This window comes from Thermosporothrix hazakensis (genome assembly GCF_003253565.1).
In the GTDB taxonomy this organism is placed as follows: domain Bacteria; phylum Chloroflexota; class Ktedonobacteria; order Ktedonobacterales; family Ktedonobacteraceae; genus Thermosporothrix; species Thermosporothrix hazakensis.
Genome location: NZ_QKUF01000001.1, coordinates 506,013 through 526,370, shown reverse-complemented (window position 1 = coordinate 526,370; position 20,358 = coordinate 506,013). Strand labels below are relative to the sequence as shown.

Sequence of the window (20,358 nt, the reverse complement as noted above, 5' to 3'; positions counted from 1 at the left end):
CATATGATTCGATTGTTTTGCTGTGAGCTAATAAACAGGAACCATCAGGCTGTGGTCTGGTGTGTATGCAGTGGCCCGATTGATTTTCCCCTCTCCTTTTCCCCTCCATTCTACTCTTCTTGCTGCCGGGTGGAGCAAAAGTAGGAACTTTGAGCCAGGAGCCCCTGCATTACTGCACCTTTCGTCTGGAAAAACGACGTACTACCCGCTTCTTGTGCTCCGCGCTGGCCGGAGGCAAGCAGGCCCATCGTGATCCGGGTTGCCAACACGCTGACAGACTTTACATCGTAAAGCGCGGATATAACTGAAACAGATGCTCATAAATAATAGTATAGCATACCGATCTTCTGAGCATGGGCCGATAGGACTTCTACCCGGACGGTGCGAGTATTCTTGCTCTGGCCGGAACTTTCTGTTACCATGAATTCATGAGTACTCATGAGATATCAGCACGTGGCTGGAATATTGTCGGCCACGAACATGCGATTGATATTTTACGGCGGGCTCTGGCGGCACAGCAGATACGTCATGCCTATTTACTCGTAGGCCCCCCGCGTATCGGCAAAACGCTTCTCGCCCGGCGACTGGCGCAGACGCTCCTGTGCACTGGAGGGCCTGATCCAGCAGTCTCGCCTCAGGATCCCTGCAATACCTGCCTCGCCTGCCGGAAGGTACTGCATGGCAATCATCCCGACGTCCACATTATTGAGAAAGCGCCCGATAAGCAGTTTATTCTGATTGAGCAGATTCGTGAGCTACAGAACCGCTCGGCTCGGCGCACAATGGAGGGACGACGCAATATCTTCATTATTCCCGACGCACAATATATGAACCTTCAGGCGGCGAACTGCCTGCTCAAGACGCTTGAGGAGCCAGAGCCCGATGTGGTGCTGATCCTGACGGTTCCCGAGCCCGGACTGTTGCTGCCGACCATCCTTTCCCGTGTACAGATGCTCTCGTTGCAGTTGCTCACCGCTACACAGATCAAGCAGGCTTTAATCGAGGGCTGGCAGGTTGAAGCCGAACATGCCGAATTGGTCTCCGCGCTGGCCGCTGGCCGGATGGGGTGGGCGATACAGGCAATTGAGGATGATGAGATGCTGGATGAGCGGCGTGAGCATCTGGAACAGCTTGCTATGTTGCCTACCCTCTCTCGTGTTGAGCGCTTTGACTATGCTCAGAAGATAACTGCTGCTGACCGCATCGGTGAGCTTGGCGACCTGCTGGAACTCTGGCTGCTCTGGTGGCGTGATCTCTTGCTTGCAAGTAATAATTGCGTTGATCTTATTGTCAATGCTGATATGCGAGATCTGTTGATGAAACAGGCCGCAAAGCTGCCCTCAACGGTAGCGGAACAGACGATCAAGAACATTTTGAAGGCCCGTGAGGCCATTGAGCAGAACGTAAACCCGCGCATTGCCCTGGAAGTATTGATGCTGGATCTGCCTGCATTCAATGTGTAGGCTCCTGAAGGAATAGGAGTTTATAACCATGAGTACCCCTTTTCAGCACCTGCTGCTGGAACGCGACGGACAGGTGCTTGTGATCACGATGAATCGTCCCGAAGTGTTGAACGCTATCAATGATCTGATGTTAGAGGAACTGGTTGCGGTAACTGAGGAGGCGGCGCGTGACAATGCGATCCGCTGTGTGGTGCTGAGGGGAGCCGGTCGCGCATTTGGTTCTGGTCAGGATCTGACCCGGTTCGCATGGGAGTATAGTCGCGGTAAGCAGATCTCGGTCGGTGAGCACCTGGACCTCTATCACCGACTGGTACAGGCGCTTCATACGATGCCCAAACCGACGCTGGCGGCTATTCATGGCGTGGCGGCCGGTATTTCCTGCAATATTGCGCTGGCCTGTGATCTCCGCATTGCTGCCGATGATGCCCGTTTTCTGGAAGCCTTTTCTCGCATTGGCCTTGTTCCTGATGGTGGTGGCAGCTATTTCCTTCCGCGGCTGGTTGGTCTGGGGCGTGCACTTGAGCTAGCGATGCTGGCCGATGAGCTCGATGCCCACGAAGCCGAACGGATCGGGCTGGTCAATCGCTGTGTCCCCCTGGCTGATTTTGAGACTGAAACCAGAAAGCTCGCTCAACGGCTGGCTGCTGGCCCAACGCGCACATATGCGCTGATCAAAGAGCTGATGTTTGCCTCACTGGACACCGAGCTTGCGGAATCGCTGCGTCTCGAAAGCAAGCTTCAGGACCAGGCGCTTACAACAGAGGATCATCAAGAGGGTGTTGCGGCCTTTTTGCAGAAGCGTCCTCCCCGTTTCAGCGGGCGCTAAGCGTTTCATTGTAATATTGGAATCTATGCTGATAGCATTGTTCTCGTCGGATGTATGCTATCAGCATTGTTTTTCTCTTCTCCCGATGCCTTTGTCTCCTGTATGCTAGAAAAAAACCGCTGACTCGCCAGCTAAGAAAGAGGAATGAATTATGCGGCTTCTGATTCTCGGTGGTACGAAGTTTCTGGGACGGCATGTTGTCGATATCGCATTGCGGCGTGGTCACGAGGTGACGCTGTTCAATCGAGGTAAAACGAATCCAGAGCTGTTCTCGCAGGTGGAGCAGATTCATGGTGATCGCGCTACTGATCTGCACCTGTTAGAGGGACGCGCGTGGGACGCGGTGATTGATCCAAGCGGCTATGTTCCGGGTGTTGTACGGAAGACGGTGGAAGCACTGGCCTCGTCGGTCAAGCATTATGCCTTTATTTCATCGATCAGTGTGTATGAAGAATTTGTCGGTCCGAATGCCGATGAAACGTACCCGGTGGCGCAACTCAAAGACAAGGATACTACAGAGATAACTGAAGAGACCTATGGCCCCTTGAAAGCACTCTGTGAGCAGGTTGTTGAGGAGGCTTTCCCCGGACGCGCGGCGATTATCCGTCCCGGGCTGATCGTTGGTCCCTGGGATCCCTCCAACCGCTTTACGTACTGGCCGGTACGCATTGCACAGGGTGGTGAGGTGTTGGTTCCTGCCAAGCAGCAGGCAGTGCAGATAATCGACGTACGTGACCTCGCGGCCTGGACGCTGGATCTGGTGGAGCAGGGAAAAGCCGGGACCTATAACGCGACTGGCCCCGATTATGCTCTGACGCTGCAAACGGTGGTAGAGACCTGCAAGGCTGTGACGGGAAGCGATGCCCGCTTTACCCCGGTCAGCGAAGAGTTTCTGGAACAGCATGAGGTGCTGCCGTGGGTTGGTTTGCCGCTCTGGATTCCTGGCGATGCCGGCAACTGGTTCCAGCAAGTGAATATTCAGCGGGCACTGGATGCCGGTTTGCGCTTTCGACCGCTTGAGGAAACGGTGCGTGATACGTTGGCCTGGGCGAAGGAGTATCCCGCCGACCCCGAGAAAGTACGCTCGTTGAAGCCGGAACAGGAGCAGGCAGTGCTTCAGGCCTGGCATACCGCCAACGCCTGATTGCCAGATATCCATTGTTAGATACGCCCTGTGAGTGGGTCTTCTTATAGTATAATAGAGGGAAACCTGATGATTGCTATCTGAGGATACACAGTGCGTATAGATAAACTTTCTTTTAACAATGCCCAGACACAGGGAATGGCGCGGCGAGAGTGGTTACAGGCTCATTCGCCGCACCATCTGGAAAACTGCGTTGAACTGATGAAACAGGGGCTGCATCTGCGCCCGCGAAGTACCTCTCAAGCGACGGTCGTTCTGGGTGCGGGAACCTGTACAGAAGTTCCTCTGGTTGAGCTATGTCGCGGCTCAGAAGAGGTAGTTCTGGCCGATCTTGATTATGCCGGAATGCGCCGCGCCTGCGATGAGCAGTTGACTGCTGTCACGCTGCGCCGACGTATGCGGCTGGTCGAGTGTGATGTCAGCGGGCTGGTGAGCTTCAATCTACAACGAATTATGCGTGTGCAGCGTTGGGATGAGGCCGCGAAGCGAGGCGCTGATACGCTCTTTTCACTTGCGGCAGACTGCCTTGAGCGGTGCCCGGTTCCTGATCCGCCAGAGATCGGTGATCTCGGGGTTGGTGATTATGGGCTGGTTGTCAGCTCGCTGGTGCTATCACAGCTCTTCAGCTATCCTCTGCTGGACATTCTGGACCAGATTCAGAGTGTTGCCCCTCAGTTGCTTGGTGAACAGGAACGACATGCTCGTTATCAGCAGGCCGCTCAGGATTTCCGTCTGCGCCTGGTGACATCGCACCTGCACTTTTTGCGCTCGTTACTGGATAAGGGCGGCGTGGTGGTACTGCTCTCCGATGTTCGTGGATTTGCCTTTATGGTGCATGGCACAGACCATGATGCCAAACATCGTCGCTATCTGCCTCTGGTGCCGCGTCGCTTCTTCGATCTGGTGCGGGAGAACTTCGAGGTGGTGGAAGAGCGCAAGTGGGATTGGATTACCGATTTACCACAAGAAGGGCGCTTTGGACGCGGCTATGAGGTGTACGGGTATGTGCTGAAATAGCTGGTTGACTTTGGCGTAAGGATACATTATACTTGATTATATCTTGATTAACCCTTTGTAAAAACGAAATTGAGATGAAGTCGCCGCGAGGGACGAAAGTATGTGTGCTATGGAGCACGCCAGCGAGTCGGTGATGGTGGAAGACCGGCATTTCCCATAAGCGCATGCTGTGCCCCCCTCAGACCGCTAGCCGGTCGCGACGCAGGATGAACGCTTTTCGCCTTGTAATCCTTGCCGGTTGCCCTCCGTTACCACGGGGCAGGGCATCGAATGTATGCTGTTCTCAGCACTCTTGAAGCTGACGCGTATGTTCCGTGCCTGGTGAGAGGGAAGTTTCTCTGTATTACACCTTCAATGGCAGAGAGATGACCAATTCAGGTGGTACCGCGGGTACTGTTGATGAAGTAGAAGAAGACAGCCCGTCCTGAGCAGATAGTTGCTCAGGATGGGCTTTTTGATTGCTCAGAGAACGTCCCGGGCGAGAGAAGGCGGAAAGCTAAAAGTGCTGTTGTATTCATGTCATGATCTACGTTTGTTAGAAAGGAAAGCTATAATGCAAAGTAACGAGATTCGCCAGACGTTCCTGGAATTTTTTCAGTGCAAAGGCCATACCCGTCGCCCGAGTGCTTCTCTGGTGCCGAAACAAGACCCCTCACTTCTGTTTGTTAATGCGGGAATGGTGCCGTTTAAAGATCGTTTTCTGGGAGGGCCGGATAAGCTGGATCGGCTTGTCTGCTCTTCGCAGAAGTGCCTGCGGGTGTCGGGCAAACATAACGACCTGGAAGAGGTCGGGCCCTCACCCCGTCATCATACCTTTTTTGAGATGCTCGGGAACTTCTCGTTTGGAGAGTACTTCAAGCGAGAGGCGATTCAGTATGCGTGGGAGCTGCTGACCGAGGTTTATTGCATCCCCGTTGAGCGGCTCTGGATCACGGTCCACACTGGTGACGATGAGGCGGAGCAGCTCTGGCGTGAGATTGGGGTGGAGCCGTCACGGATTCTGCGCTTTGGCGATAAGGAGAACTTCTGGATGATGGGGGAGACGGGCCCCTGTGGTCCATCTTCAGAGATCCACTATTATCATGGGGATGATCTGTCCATGCAGCGACCAGAAGGGGTGAACTCTGAGGATGATACCTATATGGAGCTCTGGAATCTGGTGTTTGTTCAGTATTATCGCGATGAACAAGGGATGCTGCATCCGCTGGATCGTCCCTCGGTTGATACCGGAATGGGCCTTGAGCGCCTCTGCTCCGTGCTTCAGGGTGTCGGAAATGACTATCAAACAGATCTGTTTCAACCGCTGCTTCAGCGCCTGATCCGTGATACGAGTCCTGAACAGTATCGGGAACGGCAGGCATACTATCATACCATCATGGATCATTGCCGCTCGATTGCGTTTCTGATCGCGGATGGCGTGCGCCCGAGCAATACCCGACATGGCTATGTGCTGCGGCGGCTGATACGGCGTGCAATCTATATCGGGCGTGAACTGGGGCTACCGCGTTCGTTTCTGGGTGAGCTGGTGCTGACCGTCATTGAAACGATGGGATCAATCTTCCCGGAGCTTATCGAGCACTCTCAGGAGATTCTGGACTGGACGACCGATGAGGAAACGCGCTTCCTTCGGACGCTGGAAAAGGGCGTACGTTATCTGGAAGACGTTATGAACAGCCTGCACGAGCGCGGTGAGCACACGCTAAGCGGTGCAGAGGTTTTCCGCTTGCATGATACCTATGGGTTTCCGCCCGACCTGACGCAGAGGGTTCTGAGTCGTTCCGGGTTGAAGGTGGATATGCAGGGGTATGAGCGCTGCCGTCAGGAGCAACAGGAACGCTCCCGACGCGCGATTATAAGAAGTGGGAGCTAACTTTCTGGTGCATCATAGCAGGGATCGCTGGCAATCTGAACACCGCGGTATTCATGGAGATAAGCCCTGATAGCGGCGGTTGCTTTCGGTCAGCTCCTGGTGGCGCTTTTCCGCGGCAAGCACGGCTTGTTCTGGCGATCCCTGCTCAAGTCGGATCAGGGTCATTTGAAGCGCTGTCTCATGATAGTCGGCTTTACGCAGCCGTACGACTACCTGAATAGTGGGCCGTTGTTCTGCCTTGTATACGGTAGCCATTCTCGGGGGTCGCGTTTGGGGGAAGCTGGCCTTGCTCCTCCCAGAAACGACGAGTCGAGGGCTGGGCATCGACCTGCATCGCGGCTTCATGCATGTGGAGCCGCTGCCGCTTTTTCGTCTGCGAGGGTCTCGGAGGCCTGATGGAGCAGATGCTGCATCTCTTCAATTTACTGCCACTTCGTGATAAAGCCGGGCGTAGCACCATCGATCAAGGCGGTTATTACTATCAGATTTCCTTGACTAGCTGCCTGTATGAGCTGACGAGCGCTAACCCGGTAAACGGGCCAACCAGCAGATGAGCCAGCCAGAGTATTGCCAGATGAAGCGGGGTATAGTAGCGATACCCCTGCTTCCCGCGTTGTCCAGGGGAATAATCCCTCATGCTGCGTCATTGCGTATTATCTGGGGACTCAGGTCTATTACTCCGAATAAGTCTTCTATTTATAAAAGTCCACTGTTACCAGTTCTTTGCTGAATAGAACAATAAGCTCTTATAGAATACCTCAGCTTGCTGACAGGGTTATGGATTGAAAACGGGCAATGCAGCAATGAGTGCGTAACCAATAATGAGAAGCTGCATTGGTATCCGGAGCCAGAGAGGCGTTGCTGTCTTTCCCCGTAACGGTAGTTGCTCACGGGCGGCTTTGACATTTGCGGGAAACATCACCAGCAGTAACAGGATCAGACACCAGCCCGTGATATTTCGCGTCAACGGAAACAGGAGACCGAATGCCCCCAGGAATTCAAAGATTCCTGTAAGCGTCACCAGAGCCTGAGGAAAGGGCAAAAACGAGGGGACCATCCTGGTAAGCTCATACCTGGTTGCGGTAAAGTGAGTGGTGGCGGTCATGACAAGCATCAGCGCAAACGCGACACTTGTGCAGTTCTGCCACGCTGTGAAGAAGGTCAGTCCTAGCAGACCGAGCCCACGACAGAGCAGCGTTGTACCAATCAGAACCAGTTCAAGAAAAAACATAGTATTCTCCTTTTTGCTGTTATATAGGTTAACGGTGTTAATTAAGCAGGTAAAAAAAGAAAATTATTCGCTGCTCAAGCCCTCAAAGACCATTCTGCTGGTCAATTCGGTCATCTGCTGAAGCATCTCACGGTCAAGTACTGGCATGCTGATCGCAAGTGACACGATGCCATGTACGTGCGCCCAGAGCGTCTGGCTGTAGACCTCAATATTGCCGGGACGAAGCACGCCCTCGTTGATTCCTTGCTGGATTGTATCACGCAGGATATGAAACGAGGCATAGCGAGGCTGCTCTTCACCTTCTCTTTGTTGCAGCAGAAAATCTGAGCGTTGCAGAAACATCAATTGATAGTAGATCGGGTTCTCCAATCCGAAGGAGACATAGGCCCGGCAGAGAGCTGCGAGCCGTTCGCGGGCTGATGTGGCTGTCGCCACAGCCTGCTGAAGCTGGTAGGCGAAACGCTCGAAGCCGTAATCGACAATTGTGAACAAGAGGTCGTCTTTGTCCTTGAAGTAGTGATAAATCGTTGTGGCTGAATAACCGATCCGTTCCGCGACCTTGCGAAGCGAGAAGCGATTGTATCCCTCTTCAAGAAAGAGCTCTCCAGCAGCTTTCACAATCGTTTGCCGGAGCTCTTCTTTTTCGTGTCGTTTGCGCTGCTTGATGGCCTCGCGAACTCGCTCATCTCTGGTCATAGCTTGATCCCTTCGCTTTGTTAGGTTAACAGCGTTACTATTATAAACACAGATAACCAGAGCTGTCAAGGAAAGCGCTATCTCGTTTGAGACAGCGCGAGCAGCGATCTAATCCGCGGGGATTGCTCCGGGATTATCGGTCTGGCTTGGTGTGCGGCCTGATACGCTTTCCAGCAAGCTCAGGTAGTGGATCAGCATGGTGGGAATCAGATAATGCTGCCGGACATGCTCGTGTGCCTGCTGTCCCATTTCCTCCCATTTGTCTCGATCACGGAGCAAATGCAGCGTATATTCGGTGGCCTCTTCAGTTTCATCGCTGATATAGCCGTTGGTGCCATGAATGATCTGAGTACGTGGCCCTGTGGCTGTGGTGCCTATCACTGGCTGATATTTCCACATCGCCTCAGTAATTGTCAGACCGAAGCCCTCTTTTGTCGAGCGCTGTAAAATCACACTGGAATAGCGTTGGAGCGCATTTACCTCTCTATGCCGGACTACTTTTGGATCGGAAAGCAGGTGAATATCCGGGTCCCCCTGCGCATACTTCTGGACATCGTGCAGAATGTTCAGAGCGTTGATATCGTCTGCTGCCTCCATTGCGCCCACCAGGGCAAGCTGAACCTCAGGCTCTTCGCGTTTCACCCGGCGATAGATGTCGATGGCTTGCCACGGGTTTTTCCAGCGATCGAAGCGGGCAACCTGAGTAATGAGCGGACGTTTCGGGTCGATGCCACAGCGAATCAGGCATTCTTCGCCGACATCTGCCGAGAGCGCTGCGTTTTTCTCAGTAAATGGATCAATGCCGAGGGTCAGCACCTGGGCGCGGTCTCCCAGATGTTGTTTAAACACGGTAAACGGATTATTAAAGACACAAAGCTGATAATCACGCTGATATTCCATAATATAGTCTACTGCATCAGGATTCGGCTTATCTGTATCGATATGACAGAACCAGATGGTGGGTTGAAGCCAGGGGAAAAGTCGGGCCAGCGGGATCAACTGAAAATCATGGATAAAGTAGATATCAGCATTTTCCTCTTCGGTTGGCTGCTGTGGAAGGGCCTGCTGTAGCCAGCGCAGAAAGTTCTGCTTCTCCTTTTCGGGAATGGTTCCGGCGATACCGCCCTGTAGCATATCAACAATACGTGTTGTGAAGTGATTCGAGTCGGGATCGAGCTGAATAACCTTGCGCTTATGCTGAATATTGAGATTATCGGTGATAGGCGTCAGAGCTCCAAGTAGCTCAGCAACGCCGCCGCCTCGGTGAGTAGTATTGATATGCAGGACTCGTATCCCTTCCACAGATCGTGCTTTCTTATAGATATTTTCCAGGAATGTTTCACCGATCAATTCTACATAGCGATCTAAAAGCGGTGCATTCTCCATGCTTGCGGTCTCCTGTAAGAAAAAAATGCTGTCAGAATTGAAATTTGCATGATTTATTTGAGTTAGACACGGGATACCCTGCATTTTTGTTACTCAACCGTGGTGAATCGCGCGCTGGTTATGGTAGAGTATGGGAAAAAGATGGGAGGGAACAACGCATGCAAGCCAGAAGCCTGTATGTGCTTGCGCCAAAAAAGGTGGAATGGATAGCAGAGGAGCTTCCAGAGCTCGGGGTGCATGAGGTACTGGTTCAGACGACGACGGGAGAGAGCAGTATTGGAAGTGAGCTGCCACGCTATAGCGGGACGGCTCGCAGCAGTTCGCTCCCAAAATACCCTGTGATGACGGGTTACGAGAACGTGGGAACGGTGCTGGCCCGCGGCTCAGAGGTGAAGCGCGTGCATCCGGGAGTGCAAGTCGTCTGCTTTTATGGACATCGTACGCATGCCGTGATCCCTGAGTCAAAGGTGATTCGTGTTCCTGATGAGATCTCGGATGAACTGGCGCTGCTCACTATCCTGACCTGTGATTGTGCTAAAGGCGTGCGTAAGGTGATGCCGCGTCCGGAAGAAGCGGTACTGGTGAGCGCGGCCGGAGCAATTGGCCTGATGACGCTCTTTATCTTGCGGGCATATGGTGTCCTGCATGTGGATGTTGTTGAAATGGAGCCGCAGCGTCATGAGCTGGCTCGTAAGCTTGGTGCGCGACGGGTGCTGTTGCCAAACGAACTCCCGGAGAGCAGCGAAACGTACACGGTGAGCTTTGAGTGTACCAGTCGAAACGCCGCCTTTGCACTATTGCAGTGGAATTTGAAGCCGGAGGGACGCCTGTGTGTGCTGGCAGACGGAAACTATGAGCCTTTACAGCTCACACCTGCCTTTCATGAAAAAGAACTCTCCCTTTTTGCTTCAAGCGACGGCTGGAACTATCAGGAGCATGCGGCCTGGTTCTTTCAGGTTGCAGGTCAGAGCGGGTTGGAGGCACTTTTTGAGTGGCGGGTTTCCGCGCAGGAGCTTCCGGATGTCTTTGAGCGGCTGGTGCAGGGGGAGATGAGACCGGTTAAGGTGCTGGTATCCTATGAGCCGCAGCGTGCTTCGGGGCGTTGACAGTAGGGCTTGACGCCCGGAAAGTGGTGGCGATTGCGGGCGACCCAGTGGTAGAGTTTCTCTTCCAGCGGACCAATCAGCGGGAAGAGGTAGAGCAGGCTGAAGATGGGCACGACTGTGATGGCGTCAAGCGCGGCGCTGATTGCTCTGGCCCCCGAATACTTGCGCCCACTGAGCGGGATTGCCCAGACAGAAGTTTCGCATTGTTGTAGCGTCAGGCCGTACTGTTCGGGGATGCCGGGCTGCTGAAACGGCACAAGGCGGATACGTTTGCGCCAATCAAGGGAACGCAGAATGAGAGTGGTCGCAGTGCAAAAACCACAGCTTCCATCAAAGATGATGGTGAGTGTCGGCGTGTGCTGATCCATAACGTGTCCTTTCAGAACAGTTTTCTTAGAAACACGTGGAGTACCAGGATGGAGTGACAAACAGGGGAGGGTACAGGCGTACCCTCCGAAGGAGACAGATGTTTAGCGGGTCACTTCCTCAAGGGTGCGATCCAGAATCTGCGCGGCCTCATCAATATCGGCTGGTGTCAGGATCAAGGGCGGAATCATGCGCAGTGTATCGCCACCCAGGGCATTAAGCAGCAGCCCGTTTTTCAACGCCTTCTCAACCAGTGTTCCAGCCAGATCGTTTTTCACATGAACGGCACGCATCAGACCGATGCCACGCGGGCTATCAATAATATCATATTTGGCGCAGAGCTCTTCAAGCTTGGTGTTCCAGTATTCGCCCATTTTAGTTGCGTTCTCAAGCAGGTGCTCCTCCATGATGGTCTTCACGGTAGCGACACCAGCGGCACAAGCGACCGGGTTGCCGCCAAAGGTTGTCCCGTGATCACCGGGCTGGAAGAGGTCAGTGCGTGGACCTGTGAGCATTGCGCCGATGGGGATACCGCCAGCGAGGCCTTTTGCCATTGTCACAATATCAGGAGTGATGCCGTAGTGTTGCCAGCTAAAGAAGGTGCCGGTGCGCCCCATGCCGGCCTGAACCTCATCACAGATCAGGACAAGGTTTTTCTCGTCACACCACTGGCGCAAGCCCTGCATAAATTCCTGTGAGGCGGGCCAGATACCGCCTTCGCCCTGCACGGCTTCGACCAGAATGGCGGCTGTTTTATCGCTTGTGGCAGCTTTTACGGCGTCCAGATCGTTGAAAGGAACCTGCTGGAAGCCATCAGGAAGAGGTTGCCAGGTGGCCTGATAGGAGTCCTGACCGGTGGCGGCTGTAGTGGCAAGTGTGCGTCCGTGGAAACTGCGCTTCATACTGATAATCTCATATGCGCCGTTTCGGTGCAGGCGACCATATTTGCGGGCCAATTTGATCGCACCTTCGTTCGCCTCTGCTCCGCTGTTAGAGAAGAAGGAGCGCATACCGCCGCTCTGCTCCGCCAGTTGCTCGGCCAGCTCGATCTGACGGACATTGTAGAAGAGATTTGAGACGTGGATGAGCTGCGTGACCTGCTCCTGTACAGCCTGAACGATTGCCGGGTGACAGTGGCCCAGGACGTTGACTGCGATTCCGGCCACAAAGTCAATATAGCTTTTTCCGTCTGTGTCCCAGACACGTACTCCTTCACCGCGCACCAGTGTGATGGGTTGTCGCTTGAAGGTACCCTGATAGTATTTCTGCTCAAGTGCAGCCCAGTCGCGTTTTTCCAACCCCGTTGTTGTCATGCTTTTTTTCTCCTACTCACTGAAAAAAATGGGAACCTTACCGTGTGTATAACGTGTTCTCGTCGATGTAGCCATGTGTCAGGTCACAGCCCCAGGCGGTTGCAGTGCCTTCGCCCAGATGAAGATCAATCGTGATCGTGACCTCATCGCCGAGCATTGCAGCCTTTGCCTGTGCCTGATCGTAGTTAAGCGGCAGACCTGCCTTGAGAAGCTGAACATCGCCGATATATATATCGTACGTATTCTGGTCAAGCTCACAGCCGCTGGCGCCAAGTGCTGCTGTAATGCGTCCCCAGTTAGGATCACTGCCCGCTACGGCGCATTGCCAGAGTGGCGAGAGGGTGATGCTGCGCGCCGCTTTGACGGCGTCGGCTTTGCTGCGTGCGCCACGAACATTGACCGTCATCAATTTCGTAGCCCCTTCGCCATCGCGAGCCATCTCACGAGCCAGATAGCGCAACATAGAATTGAGTGCCTGTCGGAACGTCTCCGCCTGCGGGTGCCGTGCATTCAGAGGATTGTTCCCGGCGAGGCCGTTGGCAAAGATCAAGCAGGTGTCGTTGGTGGACATATCACCATCAACGGAGATCATATTGAATGTATCGGCTACAGCGGCGCGAAGCTCGTGCTGAAGCCATTCCTGCTCTACAGCGGCATCGGTTGTCAGATAGCACAACATGGTTGCCATATTCGGGTAAATCATACCCGAGCCTTTGGTGACACCTCCCAGTCGTACCGTTCGGTCATCGATCTCGAATTCAAGGGCGATACGCTTGGGGCGCGTATCGGTTGTCATAATAGCAACCGAAAAATCGTTCCCGTTTGCGCTGCTTAACTCGATGTTCCGAACGCCTGCCTCAATCTTCTCCATTGGCAGTTGACGTCCGATGATGCCTGTTGAGGAGCAGAGCACAAGATCTTTGTCCAGCCCGAACTGTTCGGCGACCAGCTCAGTCATGCGATAGGCGTTCTGAAGGCCCTGTGCTCCGGTGGCACAATTGGCATTCCCGCTATTCACAATGACTGCCTGTGCTTTTCCTGCTTTAAGCCGCTCCTGACAGACCATGACTGGCGCGGCTTTGGTGGCGCTGGTGGTAAAGGTACCGGCTGCCACACAGGGAACATCTGAGACCAGAATTGCCAGATCTTTGATTCCGGCATCGGATTTGATTCCACACGCTGTGGTTCCTGCGCGAAAGCCCCGGGGAGCCGTCACGCACTGATCGATTTCACGAAATAGTTCTGCTGCCACAGACCGTTATCTCCTCCTGATTGAAAAAAGCTCCAAAACTCAGCACAACAAAGCCCATATTTATCAGTTCCGGTTGGGCTCGTGTCACTGGATAGAGGTGTGCGGAGTCAGGAACTTGTACCATATCTCATTGTACAATGCTGCGCTCGGTTCCTACAAGCCCCGAGATGAGGAAAAACGAACGGGCGGTGCGAATGCCGCCCGCTGTACTTCTTAGCCTTCTGCCTCTTCTCGATAGAGAGAGGGTAAAGGGGGATACTGTGTCTGTGTAGCGCTTTTGAGAACAGGAGATACGTGAGCGGTATCGTGTGTGTCCTGATCTTCTTGCTCTTCGTTTAAGGGTTGATTAAAGAGTGCCTCAAAGGCAGGCCCTTCCAGGGTCTCTTCTGTAATCAGGCGTTCGCTGATGAGCACAAGCCGGGTTTTATTCTGTTGCAAGATGTTATACGCGCGGTCGAATGCTTCCTGCACAATCCTTTGCACTTCCTCATCAACCTCGCGGGCGGTCTGTTCGCTATAGTTGCGCTGCTCGCCGAGGTCGCGTCCCAGAAAGACCAGCTCTTCTTTATGGCCGAAGGCGATCGGGCCAAGGCGCTTGCTCATGCCATATTCGGTGACCATCGCGCGTGCGGTTTTTGTGATACGCTCAATATCGTTGGAGGCTCCGGTTGTTACCTCACCAAAGATAATGAGCTCGGCCACATGTCCACCCAGTGCGTAGGCCAGCATATCTTCAAACTGGGACTTACTCCATAAGTAGCGGTCCTCAGTAGGGAGGAGCATCGTAAAGCCTCCGGCCTGTCCTCGGGCCACAATGGAGACCTTATGCACGGGGTCACAGTTGGGGAGCATACGAGCGACCAGCGCATGACCGACCTCATGATAGGCGGTGATTGCCTTCTCTCGCTCACTGATAATTCGGCTTTTGCGTGCTGGTCCAGCGACCACGCGGTCAATGGCCTCTTCCAGCTCGCTGATTGTGATCAGGCGTTGATTGCGGCGTGCCGCCAGAATCGCAGCCTCATTTAACAGGTTTGCCAGATCAGCACCGGAGAAGCCCGGGGTTTGCTTGGCAAGCGTTTCCAGCGAGATATTATCCGCCAGCGGCTTTCCTCGCGCATGGACTTGAAGAATAGCGACGCGGCCTCGGATGTCAGGGCGATCCAGTACCACCTGGCGGTCAAAGCGTCCGGGGCGCAGGAGCGCGGGATCAAGGACGTCGGGGCGGTTGGTTGCGGCGATCACAATCACATTGGTGTTTGAGTCGAAGCCATCCATCTCAACCAGAATCTGATTCAGGGTTTGCTCACGCTCATCATGGGAGCCGCCCAGACCAGCGCCGCGCTGGCGTCCGACCGCATCGATTTCATCAACGAAGACAATACAGGGGCTGTTGCGTTTGGCCTGATCGAAGAGATCACGCACGCGACTGGCTCCAACGCCGACAAACATTTCTACAAACTCGGAGCCGCTGATGCTGAAGAAGGGGACGCCTGCTTCTCCGGCGACGGCGCGGGCTACCAGCGTCTTTCCGGTCCCGGGAGGTCCGACGAGGAGCAGGCCCTTCGGAATGCGTGCACCCAGAGCGACAAACTTTTCGGGATATTTCAAAAATTCGACGATCTCCTGTAGCTCCTGTTTCGCCTCCTCTACCCCAGCAACATCGGCAAAGGTCACCGTTGACTTATTGCCCATAAACAGGCGGGCGCGGCTCTTGCCAAACGAGAGCGCCTGATTGTTCGCTCCCTGCGCCTGTCGCAGAATGATAAACAGCAGGCCGAGAAACAGCAGAAAGGTGAGTATCCCACCAATAGAACTGAGCAGCGTTCCAAACTGGTTGGGCGCTTCATATTGCAGGGTCAGGTTACTGGTGTTGACGTAGTCGATGCCATTATCCTTGAGTACCTGGGTGACCATGAACCCTGGATTGACGGTTGCGGTTTCTTTTGCTGCGTTTGCCTCTTTGCCGCGTGTCAGCGTGAGTGAGTCATTGCTGACACTCAAAATGTCCTGTTTACCCTGGCGAATGTCTTCCTTTACGTGCTGCAACAGTGTCGAGACGTTGACAGTTTTGACATTCGTTTGTGGGCGAAAAAAGAAGACGACCGCAAAAACGACGATTGCGATGACCAGGAGCCAGATAACGCTTGCTCTAAGCCATTTTCCGCTATTTAGCATTGTGGCTCCTCTCTCTACGGATAGCATGCACAAAAAGCGGCTTTGTGCTGCTCTTTTTCCTCTCCATATAGTTTCCTGATTGTCTCATATCAATTATTGTGTGCTCTATTATAGCATATCAGGTGAGGGACTCTTTGCTGTTGTGTATTTAGCGAAATGAAAGAGAACGGCTTGCATTTCTTGACCTTTCATGTGCGAAATTCCTTTTAGCCAGAACCAGGCCCCAGACCGCCTGAGCGCCAGCGTCCAACAAGGGGCGTGCACAGGCTTCCAATGTCGCGCCGGTCGTACTGACATCGTCGATCAGAAGGATGGTTCGCTCTCTGATCCGGCGTGTCGAAGAAGGAAGGCTGAAGGCAGCCGCTACATTGGCACGCCGCTCGCTGGCGGTCAGGCCGACCTGCGAGGATGTGGCCCGACGTCGGATCAGCAGCCGCTCATCCCAGGGAATGCCAAGCTGCCTGGCGCAGGCGCGTGCAAGAAGCGTTGCCTGATTGAAGCCGCGCTGGCGCTGGCGCTCGGGGTGTAGCGGAACCGGGAGCACGATGTCTGCTTGCAAATGGTGGCGCTGGTAGGTTTGAGCGAGCAGCTTTCCGAGCGGGTCAGCCAGCTCGATGACACCCTGATATTTCAAGGCGTGAATGCTGGCAAGCAGAACGCCTGTATAGCTCCCGACAGCGCGCAGTCCTCGAAGTGCTGAGATGCGTTCTGTGCAGGGGCGACAACAGGCCTCGGGTGTCGCAAGGAGTGTCAGGCAGCGTGGACAGTAGGGCGGAGTCAGCGGCTGGATGCTTTGCATGCAGCGGCTACAGAGCACGGTTCCACTGAGAGCGCAACCTGCACACTGTGGGGGAAAAAGCAGGTTCAAGGTCCCTCGGTAGAGCCAATGTAATGGTGATACGTTCATACAATACTGCTTTTCCTTTTTCCGAAGCCTTCTTGATCTATTCATTTCTATATAGTATACGGGTGAGAACAAAGGCCGGCTGAAAAGAAAAAGCGCCCCCGACCAGAAGGCCGGGGGAATGGGATGTATCAGTATTTATTCTTCGGTGGTTTTGCGCATAGCCGGGAACAGGATCACGTCGCGAATGGACTCCTGATCGGCCATCACCATTGTGAGGCGATCGATGCCGATACCGACGCCACCGGTAGGAGGCATCCCGATTTCCAGCGCTTCAAGGAAGTCTTCGTCAAGTATCTGTGCTTCCTCGTCGCCCTGCGCGCGCTGACGCATCTGATCCTCAAAGCGGGCGCGCTGATCCAGGGGATCATTGAGTTCGGTGAAGGCGTTTCCGACCTCAAGGCCACCAATAAACGGCTGGAAGCGCTCAACCAGGCCGGGCTTGCTGCGATGCTTCTTAGTCAGCGGTGAGAGGTCAAGCGGGTAGTCGATCAGGAACATGGCCTGCTTCAACTCGGGAATACCCTTGCGGAACATAGCCCCTTTCAAGTCATCGATCAGGCGACCGCGCTCAAGATTAGGATCAACCTCATAGCCCTGCTCACGCATTGCCGCGCCGAGGCTCTCTTTATCGGGGTACTGATCCACGTCGATGCCGGTATACTGCTTGATGGCTTCCAGGAGCGGGATGCGCGGCCAGGGAGGCGTGAGATCGATTTCGACCCCCTGATAGGTGACGACGGGCTTACCCTTGACTTGCCGGGCAACGTAGGCAATCATTTCCTCGGTCAGCTTCATCATATCGTTGTAGTCTGCATATGCCTGATAGAACTCAAGCATCGTGAACTCGGGGTTATGACTGCGGTCAATGCCCTCATTGCGGAAGTTGCGGCCAAGCTCATAGACGCGCTCGAAGCCGCCAACGATCAGGCGTTTCAGATAAAGCTCAACTGCGATGCGCAGATACAGATCGCGATCAAGCGCGTTATGGTGTGTAATGAACGGGCGTGCGGTCGCGCCACCATAGAGCGGCTGAAGGATCGGGGTCTCAAACTCCAGGTAGCCGTGATCATCCAGGAAGCGGCGAATTGCGCTGATCGTACGGCTGCGGGTAGCAAATACCTGTTTTACCTCTTCGCCATTAGCGATCAGGTCAAGATAGCGTTTCCGCTGGCGGGTCTCGATATCTTCAAGCCCGTGGAATTTTTCGGGGAGCGGACGCAGGCCCTTCGAGATAATGCGCCATTTGCGGACATGCAGCGTATGCTCACCGGTTTTGGTGACAAAGAGATAGCCATTGGCCTCGATGAAGTCTCCGACATCAAGTAGTTTGATCTGGCGATAGTTCTCCTCACCAATATCATTAATGCGGAAGAAGACCTGAATTCTTCCGGTGCCGTCCTCAATGGTAGCGAAGGTGGCTTTCCCCATCACACGGAGCAGGCGAACTCGGCCAACAAGTGTAAAATTGCCTTCTGGTCCAACGAACTCGTCAAAGTGCTGCTGGACGTCTGCAATTGTATGAGAACGCTCAACCGTTGTAGGATAGGGTTCTATGCCCTGATCTCGCAACGCATGGAGGCGCTGTATTCGTATCTCCCTTTCCTCTGGCATATCGTTTTTGTTTTCCCTTCGATGTTTTGTGCCATAGTATACCGCAGGCATGACAAAGACACGGATAACCGGTATACCAGGCTCCATGTTCTGTCCATTGTAACATTGTTTGGCGTTACTGGGTAGTGACAGCGTGCCCTGCTATCACATTTTGCTATCGTGTAGGGGGAAGAAAAAAAGGAGCCCTCCAGGTGTTGGGCTGTGAAATGGGAATAGCCAACCCGGGAGGACTCAGTTTTTCTGGGATTGCAACCGTATCCTCGTTTGAGAGGAAAGGAGCGGCGCGGGAGGAGCTTATTCGATGCTTATAATGGTGTACTCTTTCACGCCGCCCGGGGTGGAGACCATAATATGATCTCCGGCTTTGTGGCCGAGGAGTGCACGACCTACCGGGGATTCGTTTGAGATGCGACCGGCGCTCGGGCTGGCTTCAAAAGCACCAACAATAGTATAGGTTACTTCACGATCATCGCTAGTACGAAGATGGACAATCGAGCCCAGGGAAACTTCGTCAGTTTGTCGATGGTCGATCAGCTTGGCACGTGCGATAAGCTGTTCGAGCTCCATAATGCGAGACTCAAGTTTAGCCTGTTGGTCCTTTGCGTCGTCATAGGCAGGGTTGTCTATGACATCGCCGGACTCTTTAGCATCATGGAGGTACTGCGCCACCTCTGCGCGCCGCACTGTGCGCAGAAATTCAAGCTGACTCATAGCACGCTGTAAGCCGTCTGAAGTTAGGAATACATCCTGTGTCTCCATCTTCTGTTCCCCTCATTCTGGTTGGAGTTCGTTCTCCAACGATAGTACCTCTACAACGTCAACTACTCCGAGGGATACCCAACGTCCCCCCAGGTGATAATGACGCGCTTACCTGTAGAAGAGCGTAAGATCAGTTCTCCGCTCTCGCCAACGTCTTCCGCGACCCCTTCGATCAGGGTATTTCCCTGATGTACTTTGATAGAACGCCCCAGGGTTGAAAGGCGTTGACGCCAATTGTTCAGGACCTGCCGGGCCTGTGTATCGCCGTTTGTGGCGGCCACCCCTTCTTGCGCCTCCTGCTGGAGCGCCAGATAGACGCGTTCCAGATGATAGAGGAGGTGCGCGAGCAGAATTTCCCGTTGTACGGGATGTTCGCACTCCGTCTCTAGCGTGGTTGCCCGCTGTTGCGGCGCGGCCTGCGCAGGTGTTTGTTCGCTATCCCGCACACTGCCTTCAGTGTGTTGTGGAAGCGGCATATGTTCAATACGACCATTGACGTTTATCCCGATGCCCATCACTGCAACCATCCGACCGGATAGGTCATGGCTGGTCTCAATGAGTATACCAGCAACTTTCCGGCTGCCGATGAGAATATCATTGGGCCATTTGATCGAAGCTTCTAGTCCACAGCATTCGGCGATTGCATCGACAACTGCCAGAGATGCAAGCATAATCAGGAGATAAGGCGGAAAGTGTGGTGTTACGATTGTTGACGAGAGCACATTCTTCCCGCGCACATCGATCCAACGTCTTCCCAGTCTCCCTTTACCGGCAGTCTGGCTATCGGTTAGAATCACCGTCCCTTCATCTGCTCCTTTCAGAGCACATTGCATCGCCAGGATGTTTGTTGACTCGACGACCGGTAGAAAAACAGTTCGTCGGCCAAGCCCAAAAAACTGTGTCCCCAGAAGGGAAAGCTCTTTCTGTAAAACGTCAACGTCGAATTGGTTTGTATCAGTGGTATTCTCTGTTTTCAAATTCTTCCGCTTCTATCTACCCTGAAAAGAAATACTGGTATGAGTCCGTGATTAAGACGTTGATTTTGCTTCGAGATACACTAATGAGGTGCCTTGTTTGATAAATAGAAAAAACTGTGTATCACTCTGTTCTAGGAAGCGTGCCCCGGGTTGAGGTCTGGCGCGACTCGTACAGAACGCCTATCACCCCCCCCGTCAGGCATTGCAATCAGCATATAGAAAAACGGCTTTCCAACCGCTTCCATCATGCATTATA

At 53.8% G+C, this 20,358-nt stretch carries 20 protein-coding genes; 6 read left to right on the top strand and 14 right to left on the bottom strand.

Annotation, left to right across the window (positions count from 1 at the left end; translation table 11 throughout):
- The first annotated feature begins 428 nt into the window (after window positions 1-428).
- From holB to alaS, 5 genes are all read left to right on the top strand, one after another.
- Window positions 429-1,463: a DNA polymerase III subunit delta' gene (gene holB, locus EI42_RS02220; protein ID WP_111318383.1), complete on the top strand. Its 1,035-nt coding sequence runs from the start codon at window positions 429-431 to the stop codon at window positions 1,461-1,463.
- 28 nt (window positions 1,464-1,491) lie between these two features.
- On the top strand, window positions 1,492-2,289 hold the full coding sequence (locus EI42_RS02215) for an enoyl-CoA hydratase/isomerase family protein (protein ID WP_111318381.1): 798 nt from the start codon (window positions 1,492-1,494) through the stop codon (window positions 2,287-2,289).
- Window positions 2,290-2,440: 151 nt separating this feature from the next.
- Window positions 2,441-3,433: an NAD-dependent epimerase/dehydratase family protein gene (locus tag EI42_RS02210; RefSeq protein ID WP_111318379.1), complete on the top strand. Its 993-nt coding sequence runs from the start codon at window positions 2,441-2,443 to the stop codon at window positions 3,431-3,433.
- A gap of 93 nt (window positions 3,434-3,526) precedes the next feature.
- Complete coding sequence (locus EI42_RS02205) at window positions 3,527-4,450, top strand: hypothetical protein (protein ID WP_111318377.1); 924 nt, start codon at window positions 3,527-3,529, stop codon at window positions 4,448-4,450.
- Window positions 4,451-5,003: 553 nt separating this feature from the next.
- Window positions 5,004-6,320: an alanine--tRNA ligase gene (alaS, locus tag EI42_RS02200; RefSeq protein WP_170142292.1), complete on the top strand. Its 1,317-nt coding sequence runs from the start codon at window positions 5,004-5,006 to the stop codon at window positions 6,318-6,320.
- A 51-nt stretch (window positions 6,321-6,371) separates the two neighbouring features.
- Here alaS and EI42_RS02195 read toward each other — a convergent pair whose 3' ends face one another.
- From EI42_RS02195 to EI42_RS02180, 5 genes are all read right to left on the bottom strand, one after another.
- Window positions 6,372-6,575 carry a hypothetical protein gene (locus EI42_RS02195; RefSeq protein WP_111318373.1) on the bottom strand — a complete coding sequence of 68 codons (204 nt, stop codon included), beginning with the start codon at window positions 6,573-6,575 and terminating at the stop codon, window positions 6,372-6,374.
- A 226-nt stretch (window positions 6,576-6,801) separates the two neighbouring features.
- Complete coding sequence (locus EI42_RS32250; RefSeq protein ID WP_170142291.1) at window positions 6,802-6,957, bottom strand: hypothetical protein; 156 nt, start codon at window positions 6,955-6,957, stop codon at window positions 6,802-6,804.
- A 138-nt stretch (window positions 6,958-7,095) separates the two neighbouring features.
- Window positions 7,096-7,551 (bottom strand): DoxX family protein, encoded by a 456-nt coding sequence (locus tag EI42_RS02190; protein WP_111318371.1) that lies wholly within the window; start codon window positions 7,549-7,551, stop codon window positions 7,096-7,098.
- 63 nt (window positions 7,552-7,614) lie between these two features.
- Window positions 7,615-8,247: a TetR/AcrR family transcriptional regulator gene (locus EI42_RS02185; protein ID WP_111318369.1), complete on the bottom strand. Its 633-nt coding sequence runs from the start codon at window positions 8,245-8,247 to the stop codon at window positions 7,615-7,617.
- A gap of 108 nt (window positions 8,248-8,355) precedes the next feature.
- On the bottom strand, window positions 8,356-9,633 hold the full coding sequence (locus EI42_RS02180) for a glycosyltransferase (RefSeq protein WP_170142290.1): 1,278 nt from the start codon (window positions 9,631-9,633) through the stop codon (window positions 8,356-8,358).
- A gap of 158 nt (window positions 9,634-9,791) precedes the next feature.
- Between EI42_RS02180 and EI42_RS02175 the strand changes: the two genes are divergently transcribed.
- Window positions 9,792-10,739, top strand: coding sequence for a zinc-dependent alcohol dehydrogenase (locus tag EI42_RS02175; RefSeq protein ID WP_111318365.1), 948 nt, complete (start codon window positions 9,792-9,794; stop codon window positions 10,737-10,739).
- Here EI42_RS02175 and EI42_RS02170 read toward each other — a convergent pair.
- The 9 genes from EI42_RS02170 to EI42_RS02135 form a co-directional block, all read right to left on the bottom strand.
- Window positions 10,709-11,107, bottom strand: coding sequence for a thiol-disulfide oxidoreductase DCC family protein (locus tag EI42_RS02170; protein WP_111318363.1), 399 nt, complete (start codon window positions 11,105-11,107; stop codon window positions 10,709-10,711). The two genes, EI42_RS02175 and EI42_RS02170, sit on opposite strands and share 31 nt — an antisense overlap.
- Before the next feature lie 102 nt (window positions 11,108-11,209).
- A complete protein-coding gene (locus EI42_RS02165) occupies window positions 11,210-12,418 on the bottom strand; it encodes an acetylornithine transaminase (protein WP_111318361.1) in 1,209 nt (402 codons plus the stop codon).
- A gap of 37 nt (window positions 12,419-12,455) precedes the next feature.
- A complete protein-coding gene (argJ, locus tag EI42_RS02160) occupies window positions 12,456-13,670 on the bottom strand; it encodes a bifunctional glutamate N-acetyltransferase/amino-acid acetyltransferase ArgJ (RefSeq protein ID WP_111318359.1) in 1,215 nt (404 codons plus the stop codon).
- The gene (locus EI42_RS33050) at window positions 13,648-13,794 is read right to left on the bottom strand and encodes a hypothetical protein (protein WP_211325993.1); all 147 of its coding nucleotides are present in this window, start codon (window positions 13,792-13,794) and stop codon (window positions 13,648-13,650) included. Before EI42_RS33050 ends, argJ begins: the two co-directional genes overlap by 23 nt.
- An 89-nt stretch (window positions 13,795-13,883) precedes the next feature.
- A complete protein-coding gene (gene ftsH / locus EI42_RS02155; protein WP_111318357.1) occupies window positions 13,884-15,848 on the bottom strand; it encodes an ATP-dependent zinc metalloprotease FtsH in 1,965 nt (654 codons plus the stop codon).
- Between the two features lie 148 nt (window positions 15,849-15,996).
- Window positions 15,997-16,755, bottom strand: coding sequence for a ComF family protein (locus tag EI42_RS02150; protein ID WP_170142289.1), 759 nt, complete (start codon window positions 16,753-16,755; stop codon window positions 15,997-15,999).
- Window positions 16,756-16,890: 135 nt separating this feature from the next.
- A complete protein-coding gene (lysS, locus tag EI42_RS02145) occupies window positions 16,891-18,366 on the bottom strand; it encodes a lysine--tRNA ligase (RefSeq protein WP_170142288.1) in 1,476 nt (491 codons plus the stop codon).
- A gap of 294 nt (window positions 18,367-18,660) precedes the next feature.
- Complete coding sequence (gene greA, locus EI42_RS02140) at window positions 18,661-19,125, bottom strand: transcription elongation factor GreA (protein WP_111318353.1); 465 nt, start codon at window positions 19,123-19,125, stop codon at window positions 18,661-18,663.
- Window positions 19,126-19,187: 62 nt separating this feature from the next.
- On the bottom strand, window positions 19,188-20,102 hold the full coding sequence (locus EI42_RS02135) for a biotin--[acetyl-CoA-carboxylase] ligase (protein WP_111318351.1): 915 nt from the start codon (window positions 20,100-20,102) through the stop codon (window positions 19,188-19,190).
- Between the last annotated feature and the right edge of the window lie 256 nt (window positions 20,103-20,358).